Here is a 15,520-nt window from a genome sequence, read left to right as displayed (position 1 = left end):
CTGTTCTAGGCGGTTTGTTAATGTGTGATTAGTTAACTATTACTTATAGTGATTCACTACGAATAATGCGTTCATCAGTCACTGTTTCATCTGCAATACTATCAGCTTCGTTGTATGCATTATCAGCATCTGGATATAGGTATAATAAGTATTCAGCTAGTGCATCTTGCTCTGTACCTGTATCTGCAAAGCTTGAGTTACCTGGATCTTCAGTTGTCATGATGTCACTAAGATCTGTATTTAACTCACTACAATCTGCGCCTGCTGCTGTACATGGGAATGGGTAACCATCACCACCTTCTGCGATGTAAGTAAGTGTCATTACTGAGAATGTCATACTATCTTCATCTACTAACTCACCACCAGAAACCACAGTGTAGTTATATTCACCATCACCGTTAGTATCAACAGCTAGCTCTTGAATACGCTCACCTTCAACCGTTTGCGTTAAGGTTGTTACACCATCATCATCAGTAACCGTACTAAATTCACGTGCAGTTTGTGTTTCATCGTAGGTTAAAGACATACCAGAGATTTGTGGAAAACGACCACCAGTAACATCAGATACAGCATGTTCTGCAATCTCTTTTAACTGTGCTGCGGTTAGATCTAATACTGTTAAATCATTGTTGAATGATAAAGCTGTTTGTAAATCGTATTGTGAAATATCACCTTCTTCTTTACCTGCGTTAGGGTAAGCAGCTGGCGGGTAATACTCTAGATCTTCAGCGCTTGTTGAACCTGCAGGGTAAGCTGCGTAACCAATCTCGGCACGAATACCACCACCATTTTTGATAGAAATTTGCGTATCGATACCGTCAATGAGGTTTGCATACCAAAGATTAGCTTCAGCGGTTAGATTACCTAGGTTAGTTTCTTCAGAGCGAACCGAGGCACGAAGACCATTTATGAATACGTCAGTATGACCTACAATATTACTTTCAGATTCAATAATCACGTCATTCACTGCATCAACAATGTTATCAACATCTGTATTTGCTTCACCAGATAATGACGTCACCATTGTTTCATCACTAATGTATGAACCACTAACATCTTCATCAATTGAATCTACGATAATGTTGCCATTATCATCAAACTCAACCACTAAGCGACCTAGGTATTTGTAGTCACCATCAACATTCACTAAGGCTACATCGTTACCGTCGGCATCTTCAAATAACTCAGGGTATTCTCCAGCAGCGGTATCACCATCCCATAAACGGTCTGTACTATCGGCAAGTAGTGTATTTGAACCACCTGCGACAATGATATCGACGTCAGTTAGTAGCGTTGCTAGCTCTTCTTCGATAGAGATACTTTGCATGTGTGCTAGTAGAATAACTTTGTTAATACCCAGTGCGGTTAGTTCATCCACTTTTGCTTGTATTAATACCGCAAGATCAGCTGTATCGTCACTCGCAGGAAGAACCGTAATATCACCGGTATCGGTAATAATTTCATTTGTTGGTGTTGTAGCACCAACAATACCGATTTGTTCACCATCCACTTCGATAATCGTATATGACGCTAAGCTGTTAGGAATTTCACTTGCGATTAAACCATCTTCAACGACTAATGGTGCAGTATTTTCATCGTCAGCAAAAATCATGTTTGAGCTTAGGTATGGAAATTGTGCCCCAGGGTAAGAGTCATCTACGGCAATAATTGACGCAAATTCTTCAGTACCGCCATCTAGGTCATGGTTACCTACAGCTGAAGCTTGTAAGCCCATTGCATTAACCATTGCGATATCAGCTCTACCATTACCCGGTACGTTGATGCCGTCAACATTGGTCATTGACTCATCACTACCTGCTACATAACGTACACCAGGGATATAGTTATCGCCTGAGCTTAAAAATAGCGTGTTATCTGGGTATTGGTCGCGTAATGCATCCACGTTACTTGCAAAGTTACCAGCGTTGTCTAGCGCTGTCGCGTTTGAGCCATCCATATCGGCCATATGTAATAGTTGTAACGTATAATTTGTGGTATCAGTAGTTTGCTCATCATCACTACTATCGGTATTACAAGCTGTGAGTGATGCAGCGATTAAAACAGAGGTAACAATTTGTGATAGGTAACGTTTCTTAAAATATGGCTGTTGCATTGCTCTTTCCCTAGTAAATTTAATGTAAGTATATTGTTAATATTCATTCCATTTAGTTGACCATCCAGTCAACCTGTTATTTAAATTACCTTCACTTTGTGAAATATGCATCAATTTTTTTAAAAAAATGTATATTTTTAACTCTAAATGACTATTTATTGACCTGATCGCTTGTTTAATTGTTAATCAATCAGAGGTCACAAATAACATTTTTTTAAAATATAACTATTGCATTCATTCTTCTACCCAGTAGGGGCTTATTTAAATAATGACAGTGAAGACAAAAATATTGGGGAGCATGATTACAAGCGATTGTTGTAGTTTTATTGCAGTTTTATCATATTTTTATGTCTAAAACGTAAAACACATATTATCGACTAACATGTGGAGCTGAGCCCAGCTCGCTTAAGCATTATTCCTGTTTTTCATACCCGTGGATTTTAATTCCTTTGTAAAGCAACCTAAAAAATATAATTATCAGGCTTTCTTAATTGATATTTTATAAAAGGTTAGCTACATGACGCACATTCTGCATCGCCACTGTCACTCTGAACTTCCAATCGTTACTGGTGGTAATGGTATTTACTTATTCGACCAACAGGGCAAGCAGTATTTAGATGGTTGTGGAGGGGCTGCAGTTTCAAACTTAGGGCATAGCCATGCTGCAGTAAAACAAGCAATGATTGAACAGGTTGAATCTATTCCTTTTGCTCATACAGGTTTTTTTACCAATCAACCAAGTGAAGATTTAGCTAAACTGTTAACCGATTTAGCACCAGAGCCGTTAAACCATGTTTACTTTGTTAGTGGTGGATCCGAAGCTGTTGAGTCAGCGTTAAAAATGGCTCGTCAGTATTTTGTGGAAATTGGTAAGCCGAGTAAAACGCAGTTTATTGCTAGACGTCAAAGCTATCATGGTAATACCTTAGGTGCTTTAGCCGTGGGTGGAAACGAATGGCGCAGAGAGAAATTTACTCCATTACTTTCAGAAGTAAAACATATCGCACCTTGTTATGCATACCGTGACCAACAAGCCAATGAATCTGAGTTAGATTACTCTTTGCGTGTTGCAAATGAGTTAGAAACTGAAATATTAAATCTTGGTGCTGAGAATGTAATGGCTTTTGTTGCTGAACCAGTAGTGGGGGCGACAGCTGGTGCATTACCTGCAACGGAAGGGTACTTTCAACGTATCCGGGAAATTTGTGATAAATACGATGTGCTGCTTATACTTGATGAAGTAATGTGTGGTATTGGTCGAACAGGTACCTTTTATGCTTTTGAACAAGATAACATTGTCCCTGATTTAGTGACCGTTGCAAAAGGTTTAGGAGCAGGCTATCAGCCTATTGGTGGTGTGGTGATCAGTAGCAAAATTTACGACGCCATTGCCAATGGTAGTGGATTTTTTCAGCATGGGCATACGTTTATGGCACATCCTGTTGCTTGTGCCGCTGCATTAGCAACAATACAGACCATAGTGTCGGAAAGCTTGTTAGATAAAGTACAGGAGCAAGGTAAAAAACTACGCGCTAAGTTAAAAGAAGCTTTGCTGTCTTTATCTTATGTTGGCGACATAAGAGGGCGAGGGCTATTTATTGGTATTGAGCTGGTGGCCGATAAACAGAGCAAGATGCCATTACCTGCAACCACTGAAGCGAATAAAGTAGTGAAGAAGTTGGCCATGAAACACGGGTTAATGTGTTACCCAATGGCTGGTACCATTAATGGCCGTGCAGGGCACCATATTCTATTAGCTCCGCCATTTATCATTAATGATGAACAGCTTGATGAGTTGGTGAGCAAATTGAAAGCAGCGCTGATCGAAGCAGCACAAGGTTGGGCATTATGATCATTGAACAAGTGCATAAAGCTGCGATTATTGTTGCGCCCAATGGCGCACGTAAAACGCGGCAAGATCATCCTGCAGTACCTATCACAGTCGAGCAAATTGTACAGGATGTCATTGCTTGTCGCGATGCCGGTGCTGCCATGGTGCATCTACATGCGCGTGATAAAAATGGCCTGCATTCTTTAGAGATAAATGACAATATCAAGACCTTAACAGCGGTTAAGCAAGCTGTTGGTGAGTCGATTATTGTACAATTAACCACTGAAGCGGTTGGGCAATATCAACCAGAACAACAAATGTTGTTAATCAAAGAGACGCTACCCGAAGCTGCCTCCTTTGCTCTGAAAGAGTTAATTCCCAATGACTCATATTTGTCGGTTGCGCAGCAGTTTTTTCATTGGGTAGAAGAGAGTGGCATCATTGCTCAATATATTCTGTACTCGGTAGAAGATGTACAACGCTATTTTTCATTGATCAAACAAGGGGTTCTGCCCAGTAAAAACCACCATATTTTATTAGTGTTGGGACGTTATCATAAGCAATTACGTTCTTCAGCTACTGATCTTGCACCTTTTCTGAACGAGCAATTATTAACAGTAAAAACGCGCTGGGCAACCTGTGCATTTGGTCCTGAAGAGCAACAATGCTTGGTCAGTGCCATGTTGATGGGGGGGGATGTTCGTGTCGGTTTTGAAAATAATCATTTCAATAGTAAAGGTGAGATTGCCGACAGTAATGCACAACAAATTATCGATATTAAGGTAGTGAGTAGCTTATTAAATATCGACTTGCATAACGCTGATAGTTTTCGTCAAATTTTGCGCTCTCAATAATAAGTTAATGGGATTATAAATCGATATTTTGACCTAAATTGGCGGTGATCCATTGTTTAAACTCATAAATCTTTCGAGAGGAGAGTCGGTAGCTTGGTATAAAAGCATAATAAGCATAATCCGTATCCATACTGATATTAAGTGGGTTAATGAGTTCACCACTCACTAAAGATTTATGCACCATAAAGTCAGGCAAAAGTGCTAATCCTAATCCGCCTTTTGCCGCTTCTAAAGACATGTAAAAATGTTCAAAGCCAGTACAACTATAATTACTGCTAAAGGTTAACTGATTTTGTTTCTTAAATTGCTCCCATAAACGTGGTCGAGTGATATGGAAAATAGCATCAAAGTGCTGCACATCTTGTATTGTATTAATGGGGTTACTAGCCAACAATTGAGGTGAAGCGACTAACACTAGCTTTTCTCTTCTTAATAGTGTGGCATTTTCATAATGAGCCGACACCGATAAACAACGAATGGCGATATCACTTTCTCCATTGGTCTTTTTGATAATGCCATCACCGGTTTTTATTCTGACGCGAATATTTTTATTGAGATCATAAAATTGTTGTATATGTGGAATTAACCATAAGCTAGCAAAAGAAGGAGTGACATTTAATGATAAAACTTCTTCCACTTGATCGATCAAAACTAAGCTTTCAGTCGTATATTGAATAATTTCCAGTGCTTCAATGATTTTAGGTAGATATTGTTCACCTGCACTGGTTAATTCAATGCCGTTTAAACGTCGATTGAATAGCGGTTGCCCAAGTTGTTTTTCTAAGGAGGAGATATTTTTACTCACTGCGCCTTGGCTAACAAAAAGCGCTTGTGCTGCTTTTGAAAAACTCATGTTATCGGCCACCGCCACAAAAGTACGTAATGCTTTTATTGAGGGTAAAGTGGTTTCATTAAGCACGGAGTTTCTCCTAAATTAGTTGAGGTTATAGTTAAGCTTTTCAGCATTATTTAAGCAAGTAATTTGTAGTTTGTTTCAGTATTACCTGTATGAATTTAAAGCGATAAAGGCCATAAATCATCACCATTATAAAGTAAGTATTCATAAACATGATTGGTGCATCGCAAAACCAAAATAAAAGTGGCAGGCAGTTAGCTCTAAAATGGTGCGAAAATAAAATTAACGCACCAAAAAAGAACATGTAAGTGGTTGTTTAATAAGCAATGTGTTTGAGTTTAATACAGCCCTTTCTGTAAGGACTTGAGAGTCCACATATTTTCCTCTATAGGCTTGATTCTTGCTTGTCTATATAGGAAAGTACCACCGAAATAAATCTAAAAGGAAGTTAAATATGTTTTTAAAAAAATTAGCAATGGCAGCGGCTGTAGGCGCAACATTCATGGCAAGTTCTGCAATTGCAGAAACTAAACACGTAGTAATTGGTACTGGTGGTCAAACGGGTGTTTATTATCAAGTAGGTGGTGCTATTTGTCGTCTAGTAAACCGTGGTACAGCTGAGCACGAAATTAACTGTACTCACAAAACAGGTGGTTCAGTAACTAACATTAACGGTCTAAAATCTGGCGATCTTGATATGGGTGTTGCTCAATCAGATTGGCAGTTCCATGCATACAACGGTACTGCGCCAGAGCAATTCCCTGCAGGTGCATTTAAAGAATTACGCTCTGTATTCTCTGTATATGCAGAACCGTTCACAGTGGTTGCTCGTGCAGATGCCGGTATTAAAAGCTTTGACGATCTAAAGGGCAAAAAAGTAAACGTAGGTAACCCAGGTTCAGGCCAACGCGGTACGATGGAAGTATTGATGAGCAAAATGGGCTGGGAAATGAGTGATTTCGCTGTTGCGTCTGAACTTAAATCTTCAGAGCAAGCGGCTGCACTATGTGACGGTAAAGTCGATGCAATCGTGTTCGTTGCTGGTCATCCGAATGGTTCAATCAAAGAAGCAACCACTTCTTGTGATGCAGTATTGGTACCTGTTGATAATGACGTTGCTCAAAAGTTAGCGTCTGATAATCCATACTACGCAATGACAAGTATTCCAGCAGGCATGTACAAAGGTACTGACACTGATACAGCAACATTTGGTGTAGCGGCTACGTTTGTTAGCTCAACTAAAACAGATTCAGAAACAGTTTACCAAATGGTGAAAGCTGTATTTGAAAACTTTAAACGTTTCAAGAAGATGCACCCTGCATTTGCTAACCTGAAAGAAAGCGATATGATCACTAAAAATCTATCTGCTCCACTTCATGAAGGCGCGATTCGTTACTACAAAGAAAAAGGTTGGATGTAATCTAACCCTTAGCTAAATAGAGCGGGAGTAGTTATACTTCCGCTTTTTTGTTTTTAAAAAAGCAGATATACCAAAACTACTTACTATCAATAAACTAAAAAAGTGATTGCAATTCAATAAGTAATTTCGGTATATCTCAACTGTAAGCGGTGTAGTTTTACCGATTATAGTGGATATCAATATAGATAATCTAAAGCATCAATTACGCATTTTTAGAATGATCTCTAGTAACACAAGATCGCATTGTCATGCGTATCAATAGGAAATTTTCTGATGACTGAAAAAACACTAATGAATGATGAGGAATTACAAGATCTCGTCGCTTCCACCGATACCGGAGGAAGAAATCCAACCAATCAAAAGATAGTTAAATTGATGGCGGGTGTGGCGTTAACTTGGTCTATATTCCAAGTTTGGATCGCATCTCCTCTGCCTTTCTTATTTGGTTGGGGTGTATTCTCAAGTGGGGAAGCAAGATCAATCCATTTAGGGTTTGCTATCTTCTTAGCCTTCCTTGCTTATCCAGCTTTTAAAGCTTCTTCACGCAGCAAAGTACCAATGGCTGATTGGGGATTAGCGATCATTGCCAGCCTTTGTGCTTTGTATCCATTTATTGCTGATTCCATGTTAGTGGATAGTATTTTTGGCATTCGCTTAAGCGACCGCCCAAGTGCGCCTAATCCTGTGGATATCGGTGTGGCTATTGTGGGAATGCTGACTTTACTAGAAGCCACTAGACGTGCCTTAGGTCCACCATTGATGGTGGTTGCTATGATTTTCTTAGGTTATACCTTCTTAGGGCCTTATGCACCTGAGTTGATTGCTTGGAAAGGTTCAACATTTGGTGGTGTTATGGACCATCAATGGCTATTTTCTGAAGGCGTATTTGGTATTGCGCTAGGGGTATCAACGGACCTTGTATTCTTATTTGTACTGTTTGGTGCGTTATTAGATCGTGCGGGCGCAGGTAACTACTTCATTAAAGTTGCTTTCTCTTTAATGGGCCATCTACGTGGTGGTCCTGCAAAAGCAGCAGTAGTTGCATCGGGTATGACTGGGCTTATTTCTGGTTCTTCGATTGCTAACGTAGTAACCACAGGTACCTTTACAATTCCGATGATGAAACGTGTTGGTTTCTCTTCTGAAAAGGCTGGCGCTGTAGAAGTTGCTTCATCGGTTAATGGTCAAATCATGCCTCCAGTAATGGGAGCGGCGGCGTTCTTAATGGTGGAATATGTGAATATTCCTTACTTTGACGTAGTAAAACATGCTTTCTTACCGGCTATCATCTCTTATATTGCATTGGTTTATATCGTGCATTTAGAAGCGATGAAGTTAAATATGAAAGGTTTAACACGTGAAGGTGAAGTTAAAACGGCTAAAGACGTATTAATCTCTTGGGCAATGACACTGTTACCTATCATTGCATTAGCTGGTGGTGCTTTTTACTTATCTGAGTTGTATGAGGCATTAGCAACGACTGAAGCTCGTTTAGGTTTAGTATTAGCGGTTATTGCTATTCAGTACCTAGTATTTAAAAAGCTCAAAGCAAAGGCCAGTGAAGATAAGTTAGCTAACACTATTTCTACCGGTGCAATTGTATTAGGTAACTTAGTCATTGGTGCCTTTGGTTTGTTCTTTGTAGTTAGCTTGTTGAAGTCTTTTGTTGCTCCTGATTTACTATTCTGGGTAGTGGCTGCATTAGTTGCAATAACCTATGTTGTATTGGTAAAAATCAGCTCCGCTTACCCTGATTTAGTTATGGACGATCCTAATTCGCCAGTACTTAGCTTGCCTGAGACAGGCCCAACGGTGAAGTCTGGATTGCACTTCTTATTGCCTGTTGTGGTATTAATTTGGTGCCTAATGATCGAACGTAAATCACCAGGGTTATCTGCATTCTATGCTACTTCTCTGATGATTTTCATTCTATTAACACAACGTCACCTATTTGCTTTCTTCCGTAAAAAATCAACATCAGGTATGGTAAAACAAGGCTTTAGTGAGTTGATTGACGGTATGATCACTGGTGCAAGAAATATGATCGGTATTGCTATCGCAACAGCTGCTGCCGGTATTATTGTTGGTGCGGTATCACAAACGGGTATTGGTTTAAAACTGGCTGCCTTGGTTGAATTCTTGTCCATGGGACAGATCATGTTGATCTTAGTTTGGACAGGTATTCTCAGCCTTATTCTAGGTATGGGCTTACCGACTACCGCAAACTATATTGTTGTATCGTCTTTATTAGCACCTGTGATTGTTAGTTTAGGCCAACAAAATGGGTTGATCGTGCCACTGATTGCAGTACACATGTTTGTGTTTTATTTCGGGATCATGGCTGATGTAACACCTCCGGTAGGCTTAGCATCCTTTGCGGCGGCAGCGGTATCGGGGGGGGATCCAATTAAGACTGGTTTTGTTGCCTTCTTCTACTCATTGCGTACCGCTTTATTGCCATTCCTATTCATCTTTAACACCGATTTATTGTTAATGGATGTGACCTTCTTAGAAGGGATAGCGATATTTATTACCGCCACCATGGCGATGTTGATATTTACCGCAGGTACACAAGGTTACTTTATCGCTAAATCAAAACTGTGGGAATCATTTGCACTATTGATTATTGCATTCACGTTATTCCGTCCAGGTTTCTGGATGGACTATGTGATCCCTCCTTATGATGAGCGTGCTGGTACTGAGTTAGTCAATGTGATGGAAGAGGTTGATCCGGGGACTGAGTTACGTGTATTAGTTAACGGCCAAAATGATGTGGGTGACCCAGTGACACTGACCATGTTAATGCTGGTTGGTGAAGGTGAAACAGGCCAAGAGCGTCTAGAAAACTATGGTTTAGAGCTACTTCCACAGGAAGATGGTTCAATCATGGTTGATGGTATTGGTTTTGATAGTACTGCTGAAAAAGTCGGCTTTGATTTTGACCAAATTATTGTCGATGTAGGTGTGCCAGTAGTGCGCCCTGCTAAACAATGGTTCTATGTACCAGCGCTATTATTATTGTTTATTATCATGAGATTACAACGTAAACGTCGTGACATCAATGATGCCGCTGAGGCGCATTCAGACAACACACAAACAGTAAATGCTTAACCTTTAAGTGTTCCTAATTTAATACCGCGTTTACTCTGTAAACGCGGTATTTTTTTGCATTCCATAAAGTTATACCCCTGTCTTTTAATTCCTTTGTCAGCCTAGATTAAACACATAACAATACACCTTTATTTTCGATACTAAGACAGGCCGAAAAAACAATGAATTTTGATAAAATTAAACAACTTACCTCGATGCCCGCTACAGCGCCAACAGTAGGACCAGATAAAGTACGATGTATCAATAGGGAGTTCTTTATTGTGACTTATGAAACCGACCGCAGTGCATTGGATGGCGTTGTACCTGAGCCTTTGAAATTCGACCAGCCGATCGTTAAGTTTGAAGTGATTAAGATGGAAGACTTTAGAGGGTTTGGCTCATTCACAGAGTCTGGTCAGATTATTCCTGTTACCTTAAACGGGCAACCAGGACAGTATGTTCATCAAATGTATTTAAATAACTTCCCAGCTATTGCTGCGGGTCGTGAAATTTGGGGCTTTCCTAAAAAGTATGCACAACCAGAGTTATTGTACGATTCAGACTGTGTTTTAGGACGAGTATTTTTTGGCAAATGTGAAATAGCCAGAGCGACTATGCCCTACAAATGGCATGCCATGGATCTTGAACAAGTAAAACAGAGCATGGAAACTGAGCCGGGTTACCTATTAAAAATTATTCCTAATGTAGATAACACTCCGCTGATTACGCAATTAGTTAAGTATCATATGCAAGATGTTATCGTGAAAGAGGCATGGTCAGGGCCAGGTGCGTTAGAGTTGTTTAATCATGCCTTAGCACCAATGGCAGAGTTACCTGTGAAGAAAGTGCTTAGTGCGCACCATATTATCGCTGACCTCACGTTAAGTTGGGGTGAAGTGGTTGTTGATTATCAAATTGACTATTAAATACTATCGAGTTAAATGTAGTTATTTGAAACGAAAATCGGTGTTATTAATGTCTAGAGTACGAGTAATAACACCGATGGTTAAGAAGTTTTAACGGAAAATAACTGTTTTATTACCGTATACGAAAGTACGACTTTGAGTGTGCAGCTTCACCGCTTTTGCTAAGGCTACAGTTTCAGTTGTACGACCAACAGCGACTAGTGATTCTGGTGAAAAGGTGTGGTCAACATTTTGTACTGATTGTTCGATAATAGGGCCTTCATCAAGGTCAGAAGTCACATAGTGAGCTGTTGCACCAATCAGTTTCACACCGCGTTCATGTGCTTGATGATAAGGTTTCCCACCTTTAAAACCAGGTAAGAAAGAGTGGTGAATATTAATCGCTCGGCCAGCTAATTGATCACAGAGTTCATTGGATAAAATTTGCATATAACGTGCTAATACTACTAGCTCTGTGCCCGTTTCTTCAACAATTTCCATCAACGCTTTTTCTTGTTCTGGTTTGTTGTCCTTGGTTACAGGTAAGTAGATAAAACGGATCCCTTCACGCTCTGCCATAGGCCGTAAATCTTTATGGTTAGAGACAATTGCTGTCACTTCCATATTGATTTCACCTTTGTGTAAGCGGTATAAAAGGTCGGCTAAACAATGGTCGAATTTACTCACCATTAATAGTACTTTACACGGTTTATCGGCAGGCTCTAGTTTCCAATCCATATCGAATTTTTCGGCAACTTCTGGAAACTCTTTGCTGAGATCTTCAAAGGTGTGATCGCCTGATTCAATATACCCTACGGTACGCATGAAAAAGCGTTTAGTTGTAGGGTCATCAAATTGAGATAACTCACTTAAATAACAGCCACGTTCTGATAAAAACGACGTGACCGATGCCACTATGTTGCTGCTTGCTGTGCAAGTCGCAGTAAAAATAAACTCTTTTGGTTTTTCAGTTGCCATTGTTCATGCCTTATATATTGAGCTTCAATAGAAGCGTTACGCTATTAGTTGATGGCGATGAAACATGTTTTGATCTGGTTCACTGCCGATTAATTCACACTACATATTCGGGTAACTAGGGCCTCCTAATCCTTCAGGAACTTGCCAAGTAATATTTTGAGTTGGGTCTTTGATATCGCATGTTTTACAGTGCAAACAGTTCTGTGCATTGATTTGTAATTGCTGTTGTTGGTTTTCTGGGTTTTCAACAAACTCATAAACACCTGCAGGACAAAAACGTGCTTCTGGACCAGCAAATAATGCAAGGTTCTTTTCTACAGGAATTACTTCACTCTTTAACTTGAGATGGCAGGGCTGATCTTCTTCATGGTTGGTATTGGATATAAACACCGAAGAAAGCTTATCAAAGCTGATTTTGTTATCAGGTTTAGGGTAAGCAATATCAGTACACTCTGCTGCAGGCTTAAGTTGTTCGTGGTCAGGTTTAGTATCATGTAGAGTAAAAGGTAGTTTTCCTTTGAACCAGTTTTGATCTAAATAATTGAATGCACCGCCCATGTAAGTACCAAACTTATGCATTGCAGGTCCAAAGTTACGTGTTTGGTGTAACTCTTCATGTAACCAAGAGGTTTTAAAGGCCTCGGTAAATGAACTTAACTCATTGCTAACAGTTATTTCACTGCTGATTGCGGTAAAAATACTTTCTGCTGCTAAGATGCCGCTCTTCATTGCTGTATGTGTGCCTTTTATCTTGGCAAAATTTAAGGTGCCAGCATCACAACCTATTAATAACCCACCTGGAAAGTGCATTTTAGGTAAAGAATTTAACCCACCTTTTGCAATAGCACGTGCACCGTAGGAGATACGAGTACCACCTTCTAATGTGTCTTTAAAAATAGGGTGATGCTTCATACGCTGCAGTTCATCAAAAGGGCTGATGAAAGGATTTGAATAACTTAAATCAATCACAATCCCAACCATCACTTGGTTATTTTCTGCGTGATAAAGGAAAGAGCCGCCACTAGTTTCTTTAGTTAATGGCCAACCTGCACCATGTACTACTAATCCTGGTTTATGCTTACTTGGCTCAATTTCCCACAGCTCTTTAAGACCAATACCGTAATGCTGTGTATCAGACTCGCTATCAAGCTGATATTTATTGATCAGTTGTTTACCTAAATGACCACGACACCCTTCCGAGAAAATAGTGTATTTACCATGTAACTCCATGCCTGGCATGTAATCGGCTTTTTGCTCACCTTTGGCATCAATGCCCATATCTCCAGTGATAACACCTTTTACTTCACCATCATCGCCATATAATATTTCAGCAGCTGGGAAACCTGGGAATACTTCAACACCTAGCTCTTCTGCTTGTTCTGCTAACCAACGGCATAGGTTGCCTACACTGATAATGTAGTTACCTTCGTTATGCATGGTTTTAGGCACTAAACTATTTGGTAGCTTTTGTGCCTTTTCAGCATTCTTTAATAGGTAAATTTCATCACTCGTCACAGGTGTATTGAGTGGGGCACCACGCTCTTTCCAATCTGGAAATATCTCATCTAATGCTCGTGTTTCAAATACAGCCCCAGAAAAGATATGTGCGCCCACTTCTGAGCCTTTTTCAATGACGCAGACGGTTAATTCACGCTCTTCTTTCTGTGATTGTTGCATTAATCGACAGGCCGTAGAGAGACCTGCCGGTCCTGCACCAACGATAACGACATCAAATTCCATTGATTCACGCATTGTTGGTCTCCTTTATTTAATAATTAATAGATATATAGTTAACGCTTATAGGGCATTTTCTAGTTCTGGTAATGTGTCGAATAGATCAGACACAATCCCATAATCAGCTACTTGGAAAATAGGTGCTTCAGGATCTTTATTGATAGCAACAATCACCTTAGACTCCTTCATCCCTGCTAAATGTTGAATTGCACCAGAGATACCAACAGCAATATATAAATCAGGGGCAACAATTTTACCGGTTTGACCCACTTGCATATCATTCGGTACAAAGCCTGCATCCACCGCTGCGCGTGTTGCACCTACGGCTGCACCGACCTTGTCAGCCACCTTTTCTAACATCGAGAAGTTCTCACCGTTTTGCATACCACGACCACCAGAAATAACGATTTTGGCAGAGGTTAATTCTGGGCGTTCATTCACCACAGAGTCGTTGTTAATAAACAGTGATAATGCTTCATCAAAGGCACCATCTACTACCTTTATGAATGCGCTTCCATTTTGTTCTGCAGGAGAAAATGAAGTACCGCGTACAGTGAGTAGTTTAATTGGATCAAGAGATTGTAAAGTAGCAATGATATTACCGGCATAAATAGAGCGCTTGAAGGTATCTGGACTTTCAACGGAAATGATATCCGATAAAACAGAGACATCGAGTTTTGCTGCTACGCGCGGTAATACGTTTTTACCATTCGCAGTTGAAGGCGCAAGTATATGACTATAGTTGCTGGCCATTGACATAATGAGTGCCGCCATATTTTCAGCTAACTGGCCGTTATAACAAGCTTGGTCTGCTACTAAAACACGTGTTACGCCACTGATTTTAGCGGCTGCTTCTGCCGCTGCCGCACAATCTTCGCCCGCGATTAATAGGTCGATATCACCACCAATCTGTGTTGCGGCTGTGATCGTATTCAGAGTGATCTCTTTTAGACTGCTGTTGTCGTGCTCTGCGATAATTAAAATAGTCATTATAGTACTCCTTCTGTTGTTTTTAGTTTCTCAAGTAGCTCATCAACAGAGCCTAAAATATCGCCAGCTTCGCGTACTTGTGGAGACTCTACATTTAACATTTTAAAGCGCGGTGTTAAATCTAGGCCAAACTCTTCAATAGGCTTAATCACTAATGGTTTACGTTTTGCTTTCATAATATTAGGTAAAGAAGCAAAGCGAGGTGTGTTTAAGCGTAAGTCACAGGTCACAATGGCAGGTAAAGTCAGCTCGATAGTTTGTAAGCCGGTATCAACTTCACGTGTTACGGTCGCTTTTTCATTGCTAATGTATAATTTAGAGGCGAAGGTTGCTTGTCCCCAATCTTTGATTGCAGCTAGCATTTGTCCTGTTTGGTTGTTGTCTTTATCACTGGATTGTTTACCCAGTAACACGAGATCAATCTCTTCTTCTTCAATAACTTTAGCTGCTAGCTTAGCGATATTAAGTGGCTCTAACGTTGCGTCAGTTTCAATTAAAATGCCTCGGTCAGCACCCATTGCTAAGGATGTTCTGATTTGATCTTGAGATTGCTTATCCCCAATAGACAGAACGATAACTTCCGAAGCAATTCCTGCTTCTTTTAAGCGAATTGCTTCTTCTGTAGCAATTTCACAGAAAGGGTTCATTGCCATTTTTACGTTAGTTAGGTCAACATTACTACTATCCATATTAGGTCTAATAGTGACGTTTGGATCGGTTACTCGTTTTACCATAATTAATATTTTCAT

The 15,520-nt window shown here is 40.1% G+C and carries 11 protein-coding genes; 5 read left to right on the top strand and 6 right to left on the bottom strand.

Going from position 1 to position 15,520, the window contains the following annotated elements; genetic code table 11:
* Positions 1-43: 43 nt before the first annotated feature.
* On the bottom strand, positions 44-2,113 hold the full coding sequence (locus tag OW492_RS14495; RefSeq protein ID WP_290041015.1) for a bifunctional metallophosphatase/5'-nucleotidase: 2,070 nt from the start codon (positions 2,111-2,113) through the stop codon (positions 44-46).
* A 517-nt stretch (positions 2,114-2,630) separates the two neighbouring features.
* On the opposite strand from OW492_RS14495, the gene OW492_RS14490 reads away from it, so the two are divergent.
* Entirely contained in the window at positions 2,631-3,965 is a 1,335-nt protein-coding gene (locus OW492_RS14490) for an aspartate aminotransferase family protein (protein WP_290041013.1), read from the top strand.
* Positions 3,962-4,798 carry a 3-keto-5-aminohexanoate cleavage protein gene (locus OW492_RS14485; protein WP_290041011.1) on the top strand — a complete coding sequence of 279 codons (837 nt, stop codon included), beginning with the start codon at positions 3,962-3,964 and terminating at the stop codon, positions 4,796-4,798. Before OW492_RS14490 ends, OW492_RS14485 begins: the two co-directional genes overlap by 4 nt.
* 13 nt (positions 4,799-4,811) lie before the next feature.
* Here OW492_RS14485 and OW492_RS14480 read toward each other — a convergent pair whose 3' ends face one another.
* Positions 4,812-5,717, bottom strand: coding sequence for a LysR substrate-binding domain-containing protein (locus OW492_RS14480; protein WP_290041009.1), 906 nt, complete (start codon positions 5,715-5,717; stop codon positions 4,812-4,814).
* A 391-nt stretch (positions 5,718-6,108) separates the two neighbouring features.
* Between OW492_RS14480 and OW492_RS14475 the strand changes: the two genes are divergently transcribed.
* The 3 genes from OW492_RS14475 to OW492_RS14465 all read left to right on the top strand — a co-directional run bounded on the left by OW492_RS14475 (position 6,109) and on the right by OW492_RS14465 (position 11,090).
* Complete coding sequence (locus OW492_RS14475) at positions 6,109-7,074, top strand: TAXI family TRAP transporter solute-binding subunit (protein WP_290041007.1); 966 nt, start codon at positions 6,109-6,111, stop codon at positions 7,072-7,074.
* A 273-nt stretch (positions 7,075-7,347) separates the two neighbouring features.
* Positions 7,348-10,185, top strand: a complete 2,838-nt coding sequence (locus OW492_RS14470) for a TRAP transporter permease (protein WP_290041006.1) — start codon at positions 7,348-7,350, stop codon at positions 10,183-10,185.
* 161 nt (positions 10,186-10,346) lie between these two features.
* Positions 10,347-11,090, top strand: coding sequence for an acetoacetate decarboxylase (locus tag OW492_RS14465; protein WP_290041004.1), 744 nt, complete (start codon positions 10,347-10,349; stop codon positions 11,088-11,090).
* A 90-nt stretch (positions 11,091-11,180) separates the two neighbouring features.
* Here the strand turns inward: OW492_RS14465 and purU are convergent, their stop codons facing one another.
* The 4 genes from purU to OW492_RS14445 form a co-directional block, all read right to left on the bottom strand.
* The gene (gene purU / locus OW492_RS14460; protein WP_290041003.1) at positions 11,181-12,047 is read right to left on the bottom strand and encodes a formyltetrahydrofolate deformylase; all 867 of its coding nucleotides are present in this window, start codon (positions 12,045-12,047) and stop codon (positions 11,181-11,183) included.
* 99 nt (positions 12,048-12,146) lie between these two features.
* A complete protein-coding gene (locus OW492_RS14455) occupies positions 12,147-13,787 on the bottom strand; it encodes an electron transfer flavoprotein-ubiquinone oxidoreductase (RefSeq protein ID WP_290041078.1) in 1,641 nt (546 codons plus the stop codon).
* A gap of 57 nt (positions 13,788-13,844) precedes the next feature.
* On the bottom strand, positions 13,845-14,771 hold the full coding sequence (locus OW492_RS14450) for an FAD-binding protein (protein ID WP_290041001.1): 927 nt from the start codon (positions 14,769-14,771) through the stop codon (positions 13,845-13,847).
* Positions 14,771-15,520 (bottom strand): electron transfer flavoprotein subunit beta/FixA family protein, encoded by a 750-nt coding sequence (locus OW492_RS14445; protein ID WP_290041000.1) that lies wholly within the window; start codon positions 15,518-15,520, stop codon positions 14,771-14,773. Before OW492_RS14445 ends, OW492_RS14450 begins: the two co-directional genes overlap by 1 nt.

Source organism: Psychromonas sp. 14N.309.X.WAT.B.A12 (assembly GCF_030397575.1).
Taxonomy (GTDB): Bacteria; Pseudomonadota; Gammaproteobacteria; order Enterobacterales; family Psychromonadaceae; genus Psychromonas.
This window is presented reverse-complemented; position numbering and strand designations above follow the sequence as displayed.